Source organism: Pseudonocardia halophobica (assembly GCF_050948485.1).
Taxonomy (GTDB): domain Bacteria; phylum Actinomycetota; class Actinomycetes; order Mycobacteriales; family Pseudonocardiaceae; genus Pseudonocardia; species Pseudonocardia halophobica.
Map to the genome: position 1 here is coordinate 2,620,946 of NZ_CP192046.1, position 14,922 is coordinate 2,635,867.

13 protein-coding genes are annotated in these 14,922 nt (G+C 74.5%); 6 read left to right on the forward strand and 7 right to left on the reverse strand.

Annotated elements, in window-relative coordinates:
• Nucleotides 1–17 precede the first annotated feature (17 nt).
• Nucleotides 18–1,022, reverse strand: coding sequence for a lipoyl synthase (gene lipA / locus ACQP04_RS12605; RefSeq protein WP_433507226.1), 1,005 nt, complete (start codon nucleotides 1,020–1,022; stop codon nucleotides 18–20).
• Nucleotides 1,023–1,112: 90 nt separating this feature from the next.
• On the opposite strand from lipA, the gene ACQP04_RS12610 reads away from it, so the two are divergent.
• The 4 genes from ACQP04_RS12610 to ACQP04_RS12625 all read left to right on the forward strand — a co-directional run bounded on the left by ACQP04_RS12610 (nucleotide 1,113) and on the right by ACQP04_RS12625 (nucleotide 6,245).
• A complete protein-coding gene (locus ACQP04_RS12610; protein ID WP_433507227.1) occupies nucleotides 1,113–2,033 on the forward strand; it encodes an LLM class F420-dependent oxidoreductase in 921 nt (306 codons plus the stop codon).
• Nucleotides 2,034–2,219: 186 nt separating this feature from the next.
• Nucleotides 2,220–3,278 (forward strand): carbohydrate-binding protein CenC, encoded by a 1,059-nt coding sequence (locus tag ACQP04_RS12615; protein ID WP_433507228.1) that lies wholly within the window; start codon nucleotides 2,220–2,222, stop codon nucleotides 3,276–3,278.
• On the forward strand, nucleotides 3,275–4,081 hold the full coding sequence (locus tag ACQP04_RS12620; protein ID WP_433507229.1) for a hypothetical protein: 807 nt from the start codon (nucleotides 3,275–3,277) through the stop codon (nucleotides 4,079–4,081). Before ACQP04_RS12615 ends, ACQP04_RS12620 begins: the two co-directional genes overlap by 4 nt.
• 13 nt (nucleotides 4,082–4,094) lie before the next feature.
• Entirely contained in the window at nucleotides 4,095–6,245 is a 2,151-nt protein-coding gene (locus ACQP04_RS12625; protein WP_433507230.1) for a bifunctional polysaccharide deacetylase/glycosyltransferase family 2 protein, read from the forward strand.
• A gap of 52 nt (nucleotides 6,246–6,297) precedes the next feature.
• Here the strand turns inward: ACQP04_RS12625 and lipB are convergent, their stop codons facing one another.
• The 5 genes from lipB to lpdA all read right to left on the reverse strand — a co-directional run bounded on the left by lipB (nucleotide 6,298) and on the right by lpdA (nucleotide 12,627).
• On the reverse strand, nucleotides 6,298–7,059 hold the full coding sequence (lipB, locus tag ACQP04_RS12630) for a lipoyl(octanoyl) transferase LipB (RefSeq protein ID WP_433507231.1): 762 nt from the start codon (nucleotides 7,057–7,059) through the stop codon (nucleotides 6,298–6,300).
• A gap of 73 nt (nucleotides 7,060–7,132) precedes the next feature.
• Complete coding sequence (locus tag ACQP04_RS12635) at nucleotides 7,133–8,362, reverse strand: FAD-dependent oxidoreductase (protein WP_433507232.1); 1,230 nt, start codon at nucleotides 8,360–8,362, stop codon at nucleotides 7,133–7,135.
• Nucleotides 8,359–9,249 (reverse strand): TIGR01777 family oxidoreductase, encoded by an 891-nt coding sequence (locus tag ACQP04_RS12640; RefSeq protein ID WP_433507233.1) that lies wholly within the window; start codon nucleotides 9,247–9,249, stop codon nucleotides 8,359–8,361. The genes ACQP04_RS12635 and ACQP04_RS12640 overlap by 4 nt, the downstream gene beginning before the upstream one ends.
• A gap of 124 nt (nucleotides 9,250–9,373) precedes the next feature.
• Nucleotides 9,374–11,206 (reverse strand): 2-oxoglutarate dehydrogenase, E2 component, dihydrolipoamide succinyltransferase, encoded by a 1,833-nt coding sequence (gene sucB, locus ACQP04_RS12645; RefSeq protein WP_433507234.1) that lies wholly within the window; start codon nucleotides 11,204–11,206, stop codon nucleotides 9,374–9,376.
• 50 nt (nucleotides 11,207–11,256) lie between these two features.
• Nucleotides 11,257–12,627 (reverse strand): dihydrolipoyl dehydrogenase, encoded by a 1,371-nt coding sequence (lpdA, locus tag ACQP04_RS12650; RefSeq protein WP_433507235.1) that lies wholly within the window; start codon nucleotides 12,625–12,627, stop codon nucleotides 11,257–11,259.
• 153 nt (nucleotides 12,628–12,780) lie between these two features.
• Here lpdA and ACQP04_RS12655 point away from each other — a divergent pair, with 153 nt between their 5' ends.
• Nucleotides 12,781–13,134 carry an oxidoreductase gene (locus ACQP04_RS12655; RefSeq protein WP_433507236.1) on the forward strand — a complete coding sequence of 118 codons (354 nt, stop codon included), beginning with the start codon at nucleotides 12,781–12,783 and terminating at the stop codon, nucleotides 13,132–13,134.
• Between the two features lie 3 nt (nucleotides 13,135–13,137).
• Here ACQP04_RS12655 and ACQP04_RS12660 read toward each other — a convergent pair whose 3' ends face one another.
• Nucleotides 13,138–13,947, reverse strand: coding sequence for an SDR family oxidoreductase (locus ACQP04_RS12660; protein WP_433507237.1), 810 nt, complete (start codon nucleotides 13,945–13,947; stop codon nucleotides 13,138–13,140).
• A 100-nt stretch (nucleotides 13,948–14,047) separates the two neighbouring features.
• Here ACQP04_RS12660 and ACQP04_RS12665 point away from each other — a divergent pair, with 100 nt between their 5' ends.
• On the forward strand, nucleotides 14,048–14,731 hold the full coding sequence (locus ACQP04_RS12665; RefSeq protein WP_433507238.1) for a hypothetical protein: 684 nt from the start codon (nucleotides 14,048–14,050) through the stop codon (nucleotides 14,729–14,731).
• Nucleotides 14,732–14,922 lie beyond the last annotated feature (191 nt).

Below are 14,922 nucleotides of genomic sequence, written 5' to 3' on the forward strand. Positions count from 1 at the left end.
GCGAGGATCCGTGGACGTCAGCCGCGGGCGAGCAGCGACCGGGCCTCCTGGGCCGCCGGGGCCTCGGCCGCGAGGTGCGCGAGCTCGGGGGAGAGCTCCTCGCCGCGGTGGGCGACGGTCTGGGCGTAGAGCCGCCCGGCCCGGTACGACGAGCGGACCAGCGGCCCGGCCATCACGCCGGCGAAGCCGATCTTCTCGGCGGTCTCGGCGTGCTCGACGAACTCCTCGGGCTTGACCCAGCGCTCGACGGGGTGGTGGCGCTTGGACGGGCGCAGGTACTGGGTGATCGTGATGATCTCGCAGCCGGCGTCGTGCAGGTCCTGCAGCGCGGCGGTGACCTCGTCGGGGGTCTCGCCCATGCCGAGGATGAGGTTGGACTTGGTGACCAGGCCGTCCTCGCGGGCGGCGGTGAGCACCTCGAGGGACCGCGGGTAGCGGAAGGCGGGGCGGATCCGCTTGAAGATCCGCGGCACGGTCTCGAGGTTGTGCGCGAGGACCTCGGGGCGGGACCCGAACACCTCGGCGAGCTGCTCGGGGCGGGCGTTGAAGTCCGGGATGAGCAGCTCGACGCCGGTGCCCGGGTTCGTCGCGTGGATCTGCCGGACGGTCTCGGCGTAGAGCCAGGCGCCGCCGTCGGGCAGGTCGTCGCGGGCCACGCCGGTGACGGTGGAGTAACGCAGGCCCATCTGCTGCACGGACTCGGCGACCCGGCGGGGCTCGTCGCGGTCCAGGTCGGCGGGCTTGCCGGTGTCGATCTGGCAGAAGTCGCAGCGCCGGGTGCACTGCTCGCCCCCGATGAGGAAGGTGGCCTCGCGGTCCTCCCAGCACTCGTAGATGTTGGGGCAGCCGGCCTCCTCGCACACGGTGTGCAGGCCGCCGGCGCGGACCAGGCCCTTGAGCTCGGTGTACTGCGGGCCCGTGCGCGCCTTCGTCCGGATCCAGGAGGGCTTCCGCTCGATGGGGGTCTCGGCGTTGCGGACCTCGAGGCGGAGCAGCTTGCGGCCTTCCGGAGCGATCGTCACGGCGACCAGCCTACGCCCCGGGATCAGGCGTGACGCCCGTCTCCGCGGCCGTCCGGCGGCGCACCGCGGCCCGGGCTAGCGTTGCCCGGCGTGGACCTCCGGATCTTCACCGAACCGCAGCAGGGTGCCGACTACGACGACCTCCTCAGGGTTGCGCGGACCGCGGAGGAGGCCGGTTTCGACGCCTTCTTCCGCTCCGACCACTACCTCGCGATGGGCGGCAGCGGCGAGCCCGGTCCGACGGACGCCTGGCTGACGCTCGCCGGGCTGGCCCGCGAGACGTCCCGGATCCGCCTGGGCACGCTCGTGTCGTCGGCCACCTTCCGGCTGCCCGGGCCGCTGGCGGTCTCGGTGGCGCAGGTGGACCGGATGTCCGGGGGCCGGGTGGAGCTCGGCCTGGGCACGGGCTGGTTCGAGGCGGAGCACGCCGCTTACGGCATCCCGTTCCCGCCGCTGCGCGAGCGCTTCGACCGGCTCACCGAGCAGCTGGAGATCGTCACCGGGCTGTGGGGCACGCTGCCTGGGGAGCGCTTCGAGTACTCCGGCGACCACTACACCGTCACCGACTCGCCCGCGCTGCCCAAGCCCGTCCAGCAGCCCGGCCCGCCGGTGATCGTCGGGGGCAAGGGGAAGCAGCGCACTCCGACGCTGGCAGCGCGGTTCGCCTCGGAGTTCAACGTCCCCTTCTCCTCGATGGACGACGTCGCCGCGCAGTTCGGCAGGGTGGACGAGGCCTGCGCCGCAGCGGCCCGGGACCCGAAGGAGATCGTCCGTTCCATCGCGCAGGTGGTCTGCGTGGGCCGGACGGAGGAACAGGTGAAGGCCCGGGCGCTGGCGATCGGCCGCGAGGTCGACGAGCTCCGGGCCGACGGGCTCGCGGGCTCCCCGGAGGAGGTCGCCGACCGGCTGGGGCAGTGGGCGGAGCGGACCGGCATCACCCGCGTCTACCTCCAGGTGCTGGACCTCGGTGATCTCGACCATCTGGAGCTCATCGCCTCCCACCTCCTCTGAGCCCCGCACGGCGACCGCTCGGCGCGGATCGCCGCGGCGTCATCACTCCGTGATGAACCGTCCGTAACGGGCGTGTTCCCTCCGTCGATTGCCAGACGCAAGTGTCGGCCACTCTCCGTGAGTCCTCGGACGAACCGGGTAGGCCGTTCGTAGTACTGGTTCATTCGGACGAGGGAAGACCTGCTCGTGCGTACGCACTCCCGCTCAGGGCGCCATCCGGCCCTGCTCACCCTGCTCGCCCTCCCGGCGCTGCTCCTCGCGGCGTGCGGGACGGGGCCGACACCCACAGGGGAGGGCACGGCCGGGAGCAGCGCTGCCGGCACCACCGCGACCGCCGGCACCACAGAGTCGGGCACGCGCGTGCTGCCGTACGTCGACGCGTCGCTCGCGCCCTCCCCGCTCCCCGCGATGGCCGACGCCAGCGGGGTCACCGACGCCGTCCTCGGCTTCGTCCTCGCCGGCGCCGGAGGCTGCACGCCCACGTGGGGCGGCACCCAGCCCGTGACCGCGCCCGCCGTCGTGGCGGCCGCGCGGGACCTCACCGACCGCGGCGGCGCGGTCGCCGTCGCCACCGGCGGCGCCACGGGCACCTACCTCGAGAGCACCTGTCCCGACGCCGCGTCGCTGGCCCGCGCCTACGGCGAGGCGCTCGACGCGGTCGGCAGCACCGAGCTCGTCGTCGACGTCGAGGCGGACGTCCCCGTCGCCACCGTGGTCGAGGCGCTGCGGACCGTGCAGGACGAGCGGCACGCCACCGTCACGCTGACCCTCAAGGTCGACGACGCCGAGCGCGGCCTCACCCCCTTGGCCGTCGAGCTAGTCCGTGCGGCCGACCAGGCCGGGGTCGACGCGCGCGTCGACGCGATGATCATGAACTTCCCCTACACCGGGCCGTGGGCCGACGCGATGACCGGTGCCACGGACACGGTCCTCGGCCAGCTCGGCGAGGTCTGGTCGGGCTCCGACGAGGCCGCCGTCGCGGCCCGCACCGGCGCCGTGTTCATGCTCGGGCGCACCGACCTCGGTGCCGTCACCACGCTCGACGACGCGACCGCCGTGGTCCGCGCCGCCCGCGGACGCGGCCTCGGCACCGTCGGCTTCTGGTCCGTCGGCCGCGACAACGGCGGTTGCCCCGACCGCCCCACCGCCTCCTTCGACTGCAGCGGCATCGCGCAGTCGCCCTTCGCCTTCACCCTGGCCGCGCGCGACGCGGCGGCCGCGTCCCCCGAGGAAGGTCCCCGATGAACGACGACACCCTCGCGTACCGGGAGGTCCCCGAGCGGGGCCCGGTGTTCGTCGACGGCACCGGCCGGCGCCGGCGCCGGATCCGGATGGCCGTGTACGGGCTGGTCTCGATGTGCCTGGTGTTCCTGATCGTCGTCGGGACGAGCCTGGCGGCCGGGCAGCGCACGCCCATGCTCGACATCCCGGTGCTCGGCAACCTGCTGCCCGCGCCCGAGGCGGAGGCCGCGGACGACACCGAGGGCGAGCTGCGCCCGGAGGCGCCGCCGTCCCAGGGCGGCCTGATCGGCGACGTCACCACCACCTCGACCGGGACCACCGGCGGGACGACGACGGGTGGCGCCGCCGGTGTCATCGCCCCGCTGGCCGGGCTGCCCGCGGCCCCGCTCGCCCCTGCCCCCGCCGCGGTCGCCCCGGCGGCGCCGGTCCCGGCTGCCCCCGTGCCGGGCGCCCCGGTCCCGGCCGCCCCAGTGCCGGGCGCCCCGGTCCCGGTCGACCCGGCGGCCCCGGTTCCGACGACGCCCGCGCCGAACACCGAGGGGGAGCCGGACACGACCACCCCGCCGACGTCGCCGAACCCCCCGGCGACCACCAACCCTCCGGCGACGACGAAGCCGCCCGCGACCACGAACCCGCCGGTGACCACCACGAGGCCGCCCGCGACGACGAACCCGCCGGCCACCACGAAGCCGCCGGTCACCACCGTCGCGCCGACCACGGTGCCGCCGACCACGGTGCCGCCGACCACGGTGCCGCCGACCACGCCCACGGTCGTCCCCACCACCACGACCCCCGTCCCGGCCTAGGAGCACGCAGGACATGCCCAGTCGCATCCGCAGGCGCGGGAGCGGTTTCTCCCTCGGCAAGTTCGTCGTCGCCGTGGTGGTGCTCGCGACGTTCGTCGCCGTGCTCCTCCTCAACGGGGTCCTGACCGCCAAGACCTCCTCCGACGCGGAGGGCCACCTCCAGCGGGGTCCGGACGACCAGGTGCCCGTCGCCGTGCACGACGGCGGGTCGGCGATCGACACCATCCACGACCCCGTCCGCACCCTGAGCTACCCGGCGAAGACGATCGCCCTGACCTTCGACGACGGCCCGGACCCCGAGTGGACCCCGCAGATCCTCGAGGTCCTGGAGAAGTACCAGGTCCCGGGCACGTTCTTCGTGCTCGGCTCGCTGGCCGCGCAGCACCCCGACCTGGTACGCGAGATGCGCGCCACCGGGTCCGAGATCGGGTTGCACACCTTCACGCACCCGAACCTGGCCGAGGCGTCGACGAACCGGATCGACCGCGAGCTGACCCTCACCCAGCTGGCCCTCGCAGGCGCCACGGGCGAGATCTCCTACCTGGTGCGGCCGCCGTACTCCTCGCGCTCCGACGCGCTGACCAACAACGAGTACGAGGTCGTGCGGGAGCTCGGCGAGCGCGGGTACGTCACCGCGCTGACCGACTTCGACAGCCGCGACTGGGAGCGCAAGGGCGTCGACGTCATCGAGAAGGCGTCCACCCCGAGCTCCGACGCCGGCGGTGCGCTGCTGCTGCACGACGCCGGTGGCGACCGGACGCAGACCGTCGCGGCGCTGGACCGGCTGATCCCGCAGCTGCAGGCGCAGGGCTGGCGGTTCACCACGGTGAGCGAGGGCCTGGGCCTGCCGACGGCGAACACGCCGGCCGACACCTGGGACCGTGTCTTCGGCACGATCCTGGTCGGCGCCGCGGGCGTCTCGACCTACATCGTCCGTGGGCTGGAGTGGCTGCTCCTGCTGGTCGGCGCGCTGGTCGTCGCCCGGCTGGCGATCATGATCGTGGTCGCCCGCCGGCACGCGAAGCAGAGCCGCCTCGCCACCCGCAGCCGCAGCGGCCCCTGGTTCACCGACCCCGTGTCCGTCGTGGTGCCCGCCTACAACGAGAAGGAGTGCATCGAGCACACGGTGCGCTCCCTGGTGGCGAGCGACCATCCCGTCGAGATCATCGTGGTCGACGACGGCTCGACGGACGGGACGCCGGACATCGTCGAGCGACTCGGACTGCCCGGGGTGCGCGTGCTCCGGCAGCCCAACGGCGGCAAGCCCGCGGCGCTGAACGCCGGCATCCGGGCGGCCCGCCACGAGATCGTCGTGATGATCGACGGCGACACCGTGTTCGAGCCGACGACGGTCGGGACCCTGGTGCAGCCCTTCGTCCGGCCGGAGGTCGGCGCGGTGGCGGGCAACGCGAAGGTCGCCAACCGGCGCAGCCTCGTCTCGCGCTGGCAGCACATCGAGTACGTGATGGGCTTCAACCTCGACCGCCGCGTCTACGACCTGTGGCGCTGCATGACCACCGTGCCCGGCGCGGTCGGCGCGTTCCGCCGCAGCGCCCTGCTCGAGGTCGGCGGCGTCAGCGACGACACCCTCGCCGAGGACACCGACCTCACGATGGCCCTGTGCCGGGCCGGCTGGCGCGTGGTCTACGAGGAGCGCGCCCGCGCCTGGACCGAGGCGCCGGGCACCCTGGGCCAGCTGTGGCGGCAGCGCTACCGCTGGAGCTACGGGACCATCCAGTCGATGTGGAAGCACCGGGCGTCGGTCGTGGCGCGCGGGCCCGCGGGGCACTTCGGCCGCGTCGGGCTGCTGAACATCGCACTGTTCCAGGTGGTGCTGCCGCTGCTCGCGCCGCTGGTCGACGTGTTCCTGGTCTACGGCCTGTTCTTCCTCGACCCGGTGACGACGCTGGTGGCGTGGGGCGGCGTGCAGCTGATCCAGCTGTTCGCCGCGGTCTACGCGTTCCGGCTGGAGCGCGAGAAGATCGGCGTGCTGTGGCTGCTGCCCTTCCAGCAGATCGTCTACCGGCAGCTGATGTACGCGGTGCTCATCCAGTCGATCATGACCGCCCTGGCGGGCATCCGGCTGAAGTGGCAGAAGCTGCGCCGCACCGGCGACTTCGGTGGGGCGCCCGTCGAGCGGACCGTGGGCGCGGGCCTCGGCTGATCCCGTCGTGAGTGGCGATGGTCGCTCTCGCAACCATCGCCACTCACCGGGGTCAGTGGAGCGAGGGGTGCAGCTGCAGGTCCAGGCCGGCGACGTCCGCGGCGACCGGGACCTCCCGCCGCGGGACCACGTGCTCGCGGACCGGCAGGGCGCCCTCGAGGGCGGCGAGCACCGCGTCCGTGACGCTCGCGAGCACCTCGTCCGTGGTCACCTCCCGGTCCAGCTCGGCGGACAGCGAGGTCACGCCGGCGTCGGTGATCCCGCAGGGCACGATCCGGCCGAACTCGGCGAGGTCGGGGTCGCAGTTGAGGGCGAAACCGTGCAGCGTCACCCCGCCCTGCACCCGGACGCCGATGGCGGCGATCTTGCGTTCGGGGCGCAGGTCGTCGGCCGGGAGCCACACGCCGCTGCGGCCGTCGACCCGGCCGGCGGTGCTCACGCCGAGGCCGTGGCAGACCGCGATCAGGGCCTCCTCGAGCCGCCGCACGTAGTCGACGACGTCGAGGGGCTCGCCCAGCGAGACGATCGGGTAGCCGACCAGCTGGCCGGGGCCGTGCCAGGTGATCCGGCCGCCGCGGTCGACGTCGATGACGGGGCTGCCGTCCGTCGGGCGGTCCTCGGGCCGGGTCCGCTTGCCCGCGGTGTACACCGACGGGTGCTCGAGGAGCATGAGCACGTCCGGTCCGGTCCCGGCGCGCCGCGCCTCGGCGTTGGCGCGCTGGACGTCCCAGGCGGTGAGGTAGTCGACCGTGCCGAGCAGGTCCACCCGAACGGGGTTGGGGGAGCGGCGGCACGAGGTTCCCTGGCTGGCCACCGATCCAGAGTACGCCCGCGTTCCGGAGCGGCAGGGCGGGCGTGGTCACACCACAGGGACCTCCCAACCGTGCTCAGGCGAGGGCGCGCAGCACCTCCGCGGCCGCCCGCCGCCCGCTGACCAGGGCGCCCTGGGTCGACGGGGTGTCCCGGTGGTCCCCGCACACGAACAGTCCGTCGCCGAGCGCGACCCCGCTGCGCAGCGGGCGGCCGGGGAGGAAGGCGGGCAGCGCCCCGCGGATCTCGGCGATGTGCACGAGCTCCCACCGGTAGGTGCCGGTGCCGTAGATCCGGGCCAGCTCGCGGCGCACCTCGGGCTCGGGGATCGCCGGGCCGACGACCGTCGAGGACACCAGCGGGCGGCCGGAGGCCGAGTACTCCGGGGCCGCCGCCGTGAGGACGACGGTGTTGGCGACGGGCCCGCCGGTCCCGTCGAGGTGCAGGACCGGCTCGTCGGCCGGGGGCTCCGGCATGGTGTGGTACCAGGTCGTGAGCGTGCGGGTCTCCGGTGCGGTGACGCCGGGGAGCAGCCGCGCGGCGGTCGCCGCGTCCGTCGCCACGACCACGGCGCGGGCGGTGACCTCGCCGGCCGCCGTCCGGACGATCGGGGTGGGCCCGCCGGTCACGGCCTCGACCCGGGTGTCCAGCCGGACCGGCACCCCGACGGCCAGGCGCCGCGGGAGGGCCTCCATGCCGTCGGCCGGCACGAAGACCCGGCCGAGTGCGAAGCTCCGCCACACCAGCCGGACGAAGCCCTCGCTCGTCGCGAGCTCGCGGTCGGCGAGCACGCCCGAGAGGAAGGGCCGCAGGAAGGTCTCGGTGGCGGTGCCACTCAGGCCGGCGGCGGCCAGGTCCGCGGCCGCCGACCGGGCCGTGCGGAGGGCGGTACGGCCCGGCGGGGTGCCGAGCACCCGGGCGGTCCATGCGGCGAGTTTCGCCAGGTCCGCGGGCGGGAGCGCGCGCAGCGAGGCGGGCGCGTCGGTGGGGCTGCGCAGCGGGTTGACGAACCGGCGCAGCGAGCCGTCGGCGGCCCGGATCGCGGCGCCCGGGACGAACGGCCGCATGGCCAGCGACTCCGGCCCGTCCGGCCCGAGGACCGTGCGCAACGCGGGATAGGCGGTGTTGAGGACCTGGAAGCCGCGGTCGCAGCGGAAGCCGTCGACGACGTCCGTCGCGATCCGGCCGCCGACCCGGTCGGCCGCCTCGAGGACCGTCACGTCGAGCCCGCGGCGGCGCAGGATCCGGGCGGCCCGCAGCCCGGCGACCCCCGCCCCGACGACGGCGACGTCCATGTCGGGGCTCATGCCCGGACGGCGGCGGAGAGCGCGTCGGCGAGGGTGGTGTGCCGGAAGGTGAAGCCGGCCCCGAGCAGCGCCCGCGGCACCGCACGCTGCGAGTACAGCAGCATCTCCCGGCCCATGTCGCCGAGCACGGTGCTCACCGCGAAGGCCGGGACGACCAGCGGCGCGGGCCGCCCGACGGCGCTCGCCAGGGTCTGGGTCAGGACCCTGTTGGTCACGGGGGCGGGCCCGGTGACGTTGACCGGGCCGCTGAGCGAGTCGTTCTCGACGGCGAACCGGATGGCCGAGACCTCGTCGTCGAGCGAGACCCAGGGCATGTACTGCTCGCCGCTCCCGATCCGCGCGCCCAGGAACGCCTTCCACACCGGGCGCATCAGCGCCAGCAGCCCGCCCGACGGCGACAGGACCAGACCCGTGCGCAGCCGGACCACACGGGCGCCGGCGTCCGCGGCCGGGGCGGTGGCGGCCTCCCAGTCCCGGCAGACCTCGGCCAGGAACCCCTCGCCCGACGGCGCGGACTCGTCGATCTCGTCCGGCCCGGCGTCGCCGTAGTAGCCGACCGCGGAGCCGCTGACGAAGGCCGGCACGCCGGCCCGGGCGACGGCCGTGGCCAGCACCTCCGTCGGGACGTTGCGGCTGTCCCGGATGGCCTGCTTGCGGGCGCCGCTCCACGGCCGGTCGGCGATCCCGACGCCGCCGAGGCTCACCACGGCCTCGGCCCCGTCGAGGGCGCCCTCGTCGATCGCGCCCGACGGCGGGTCCCAGCCCCGCTCGTCCGGCGCCGACGGGGCGCGGCGGACCAGCCGCACGACCTCGTGGCCCGCCTCCCGGAGGCCGGCGACCAGGGCGGTTCCGATCAGGCCGGACGAACCGGCGACGACGACGCGCACGGCCCGGATCCTTCCGAACCCGGCCGGAGCGCGCGACCCGGGCACGCCGACACGGGGGCGTGAGAACGGCCGGAGGGGCCCCGCGACCTGCGGGACCCCTCCGGGTGTGACGTTGCGGAGGGTGTCAGAGGCCGAGCTCGGCCTCGAACGCACCCTCCTCGAGCCGGGCGCGGATCGCGCTGACGAACCGGCCGGCGTCGGCGCCGTCGACGATCCGGTGGTCGTAGGTCAGCGGCAGGTAGCAGACGGACCGCACGGCGATGACGTCCTCGCCGTCCGGGCCCGCCACGACCTTCGGCTCCTTCGCGATCGCACCGGTGCCGAGGATCGCGACCTGCGGCTGGTTGATGATCGGCGTGTCGAAGAGCGCGCCGGCGCTGCCGATGTTGGTGATCGTGAAGGTGCCGCCGGACAGCTCGTCGGGCTTGATCGTGTTGTTGCGGGTGCGGGCCGCGACGTCGGCGATCTTGCGGGCGATGCCGGCCAGCGACAGGTCCTCGGCGTTCTTGATCACCGGGACGAGCAGGCCGCGCGGGGTGTCGACGGCGATCGCCAGGTGGACGTTGCCGTGGTACTCGATCTGCTTGCCGTCCTCGGAGATCGAGGCGTTGACGGCCGGGAAGGCCTTGAGGGCCTCGACCGTGGCCTTCGCGAAGAACGGCAGGTAGGTGAGCTTGACGCCCTCGCGCTGCTCGAATGCCGCCTTCGCCCGGGCCCGCAGCTTGGCGATCCGGGTGACGTCGACCTCCTGCACGGTCGTCAGCTGCGCCGAGACCTTGAGCGACTCGGTCATGCGCTGGGCGATGACCTGGCGCAGACGCGGCATCTTCACCGTGGTGCCCGGCTGCGGCCCGTCGGCGGCGCGCGACGGCACCGTGGTGGGCTCCTTCGGGGCGCCGGTCGGGGCGCTCGGCGCGGCGGCGGCCGGCTGCTGCGGGGCCGCGGCAGGCTCCGGGGCCTTGGCCGACTCCGCCGCGGCGAGGACGTCCTGCTTGCGGATGCGGCCGCCGACGCCCGAGCCCTCGAGGGTGTCGAGGTCCACGCCGTGCTCCGCGGCCAGCTTGCGGACCAGCGGGGTGACGTACGGCGGGGCGGAGGTGCCCTTGGTCTCGGCCTTGCCGTTGCCCGACGGGGCCGGCGCGGTCTCGGCGGCGCGGGCGGTGTCCTCGGTCTCGGGCTCAGCCGGCTCCGGGGCGGCCTGCTCCTCCTTGACCGGCTCCTTCGGGGCCTCCTGCTTCGGGGCCTCCTCCTGCTTCGGGGCCTCCTGCTGCTTCGGGGCCTCCTGCTTCGGGGGCTCCGGCGTCGACTCCTCGGCCTGGGCGGGCGCGGCGTCGGCGTCGCCGATGACGGCGAGCTGGCCGCCGACCTCGACGGTGTCGTCCTCGCCGACCGACAGCTCGAGGACGGTGCCGGCGACCGGCGACGGGATCTCGGTGTCGACCTTGTCCGTGGAGACCTCGAGCAGCGGCTCGTCGACCTCGACGGTGTCGCCGACCTGCTTGAGCCAGCGGGTCACGGTGCCCTCGGTGACGGACTCGCCGAGCTCGGGCATGGTGACCGGGGTGCCGCCGCCGGAGGACTTGCCGGTCGAGGCCTTCGGGGCCTCCTGCGGCTCCTCGGCCTGCGGCGGCTCCTGCGGCTCCTCGGCGGGCTCCGGCTCGGGCTCGGCGGCCTCGGACTGCGGCTGTGCCTCGGGCTGCGCGGACCCCTCGTCGGAGCCGGCGTCGCCGATGACGGCGAGCTCGCCGCCGACCTCGACGGTCTCGTCCTCGCCGGCGACGATCTTCTGCAGCACGCCGGCGACCGGGGACGGGATCTCGGTGTCGACCTTGTCGGTGGAGACCTCGAGCAGCGGCTCGTCGACCTCGACGGTGTCGCCCTCCGCCTTGAGCCAGCGGGTGACGGTGCCTTCGGTGACGCTCTCACCGAGGGCGGGCATCTGGACGGAGAAGGCCATGTCTGCTCGGATCCTCTTTCGACGTGCGGTGGTGTGGTCCGTTCGGGACCTCAGCCGTGGGTGTGCAGGGGTTTGCCGGCCAGGGCGAGGTGTGCCTCGCCGAACGCCTCGTTCTGGGTGGGGTGGGCGTGGACGAGCGGGGCGACGTCGCCGGGCTCGGCTTCCCAGTTGTAGACGAGCTGGGCCTCGCCGATGAGTTCGCCGACGCGGGCGCCGACCATGTGGATCCCGACCACCGGGCCGTCCTTGGCGCGCACCAGCTTGATCGCGCCGGAGGTCTGCAGGATCTGGGACTTGCCGTTGCCGCCCAGGTCGTAGGTCAGGGTCTCGATCTCCCCGAAGCGGTCCTTGGCCTGCGCCTCGGTGAGCCCGACGGAGGCGACCTCGGGCTCGCAGTAGGTGACCCGCGGGATGCCGGCCTCGTCGATCGGGGCCGGTTCGAGTCCGGCGATGTCCTCGGCCACGAAGATGCCCTGCTGGAAACCGCGGTGGGCCAGCTGCAGACCGGCCACGATGTCGCCGACGGCGTAGACGCCGTCGAGGTTGGTGCGCAGCCGTTCGTCGGTGGTGACGAACCCGCGCTCCATGGCCACCCCGGCCTCCTCGTAGCCGTGGCCGGTGGTGTTCGGGCCGCGCCCGACCGCGACGAGCAGCAGGTCGGCCTCGATCTCCTCGCCGGACTCCAGCGAGACGGTGACGGTGTCGCCCTTCTGCTTGGCGCCGGTGAACTTGACCCCGGTCTTGGCGGTGATCTTGCGGCGGCGGAAGGCGCGTTCGAGGAGCTTGGAGGCGAACTCGTCCTCGCCCGGCACCAGCCGGGGCAGGGCCTCGACCACGGTGACCTCGGCGCCGAAGGAGCGCCACACCGACGCGAACTCGACGCCGATCACGCCGCCGCCGAGCACGACGACCCGCTGCGGCACGTCGTCGAGGGTCAGGGCCTGGTCGGAGGTGACGACCCGGCCGCCGATCTCCAGCCCGGGCAGGGTCTTGGAGTAGGAGCCGGTGGCCAGCACGACGTTCTGCCCGGTGTAGGTGGTGCCGTCCACCTCGACCGACTTCGGCCCGCGGAAGGTGCCGGCGCCCTCGACGAGCTCGATCTTGCGGGAGGACACCAGGCCCTGCAGGCCCTTGTAGAGGCGCCCGACCACGCCGTCCTTGTAGGTGTTGACCCCGGTCATGTCGATGCCGACCAGCTGGGAGAGCACGCCGACCTTGGCGCCGTCGCGGGCGGCGTCGGCGACCTCGGCCGCGTGCAGCAGGGCCTTGGTGGGGATGCAGCCGCGGTGCAGGCAGGTGCCGCCGAGCTTGTCCTTCTCGACCAGCACCACCGACATGCCCAGCTCGGCGGCCCGCAGGGCGCACGCGTAACCACCGGAGCCACCGCCGAGGATCACCAGGTCGGCAGTCCGTTCGGGCACGTCCGTTCTCCTCACTCGCGGCGTCGGTGACCCGGTGCTCCGTCCGGGCGGCCCCATCTTGTCACTCGGCGACCGCAGTCGCTGGAACAGGTCCGGGAGAAATCCGGACAGGTCGCGCGTTGGGTGGGTGACGTCGAGAGCAGCGGAGGGCTCATGGGACTGTTCGGCCGCAAGCGCGCCGGTGGGCGGCGTGGTGCCGCGGCCGAGGACGCCGAGCACCTGCGCGCCTGGGCGGCGGTGCGAGAGGGCGTGGAGGCGTTCGTCGAGCCCCGCACCGCCGTGACCGAGACGACGATGATCCTCGTGGCCAAGGACGGGGAGTGGACACGGCGCCGGGTCGCCGGTCCGGACGGCGCCCGCAAGCTCGCGCGGTCGCTGCGAATCCCGGTCTACGACGTCCAGATCGTCGGCTACCCGAAGCGGATGCGCGACCACGACGCCCGGCAACGCGTGCTGCGCGAGCGGGAGCGCCGGCGGGGGCTGGGGGAGCTCGGCGGCTACAGCTAGCTCCTACCGTGTCTTACGGGCGCCGATCGCCTGCATCACGGGCGCGGCGCGCAGCAGCGGGCCGGGGGCCAGGGCGGTCAGCCGCATCATCGCGCCGCGCCACCCCGGGACCGTCTTGTAGACGCGCCCGGTGCCGAACAGGCCGACCAGCTCGGTGGCCACGCGGTCCGGGGTGAGCAGCACACCGGAGCGGACGAGCGCCCGTGCCCGCGGTTCCATCGTGTCGAGCAGGGCCGTCGCGACGCCGTCGGGGTTGATCGCGTGCACCCGGATCCCGTCCGCCCGCACCTCGGCCGACAGCGCGGAGGCGAGGGAGAGCACGGCGGCCTTCGTCGCGGCGTAGAGCGAGAGGCCCGGCACGGGCCCGAGCCCGGACAGCGATGCGGTGACCGCGAGGTCCCCCCCGCCGCCCTGCTCCCGGAACGCGGCGATCGCGGCGCGCGAGCCCCACACCGGGCCCAGCAGGTTGATCTCGACCAGGGCTCGGGCCTCGGCGTCGGTCAGCTCGGCCAGCGGGCCGCCGGTGCCGACGCCGGCGTTGCTCACCCACGCGCCGAGCGGCGCCAGCTCGCGGGCGCGGGCGGCGACGGCGTGCGCGGCGGCCGGGTCGGTGACGTCGTAGGCGGCGGACTCGCCGCCGATCTCCGCGGCCGTCGTCTTCGCCGCGGTCTCGTCGACGTCGGTCACCAGGACGCGGTAGCCGTGCCCGGCGAGCTCGCGGGCGATCGCCGCGCCGATGCCGCGCGCGCCACCGGTGACGACGGCCGAGCGGGAGCCTGCGGGGACCGAGTGGGCGACACGGCGGCGGATCACGGGCGTGACCCTACCCGCGGGTAGCCCTCGGGGGAGCCCCGATTGCCGATCCGGGGATCACCGGATGTCCGGGCCGTCCCCGGCGGGGTGGACTCCGGACGTGCCTCCCGCAACGCTCTCCCGGTCGCGCCCCTCCGCCACCGCCCGTGGCCCCGCCCGGACCTGGCGGCGGCTCGCCGTCTGGGTCCACCTGCTGTCCTCGGTGGGCTGGATGACCTGCGCGCTCGCGCTGTTCGCGCTGCTCGTTCCGGCCCTGCGGGGTGGCGCGTCGTGGGCGGTCGAGGCGGCCCACCACCTCGACACCCAGCTGCTCGCGCCGCTGGCCAACACCTCCGCCGCGACCGGCCTGGTGCTCTCCCTCGGTACCGCGTGGGGGCTGGCGGTGCACCGGTGGGTGCTGACCAAGCTCGTCATCACCCTGGTGCAGCTCTACCTGGGGATCGTCGTGCTGTCGGGGGCGCTGAACACCGCCGCCGACACGCTCCGCGTCTCGCCCGCCCTGGTCGTCGGCACGGCGCTGATGGCGAGCGCGATCGCCGTGCAGGCCTGGCTGTCGGTCGCCAGGCCCGGCGGGCGCACCCGCTGGGGCACCCGGGGTGGACGGCCGGTCACCCTCCCGACCGCGCCGCCCTGGGTGTTCGCGCTGGTCGTCGCCGCCCCGGCGGTGGACGTGACGCTCGGCCTGCTCCTCGGCTTCCCCTCGCCCCTCTGCTCGCTGACCGCGGTGCTCGTCGCCGCAGTGGTCGGCCACCGCACCCTCCGCCGCCGGGGCGTGCCGGCGTAGCTCCCGACTCGCGCTGCCAGAGCTCCCGACTCGCGGTGCCGGAGCTCCCGACTCGCGGTGCCGGAGCTCCCGACTCGCGGTGCCGGAGCTCCCGACTCGCGGACGCGTGGGGCGGATCCAGACGCCGGTGCGGCCCGACGCGCGACGCATGATCGCCGTCGCCGTGCGCTCAGGGCCGACAGTCGAACCGC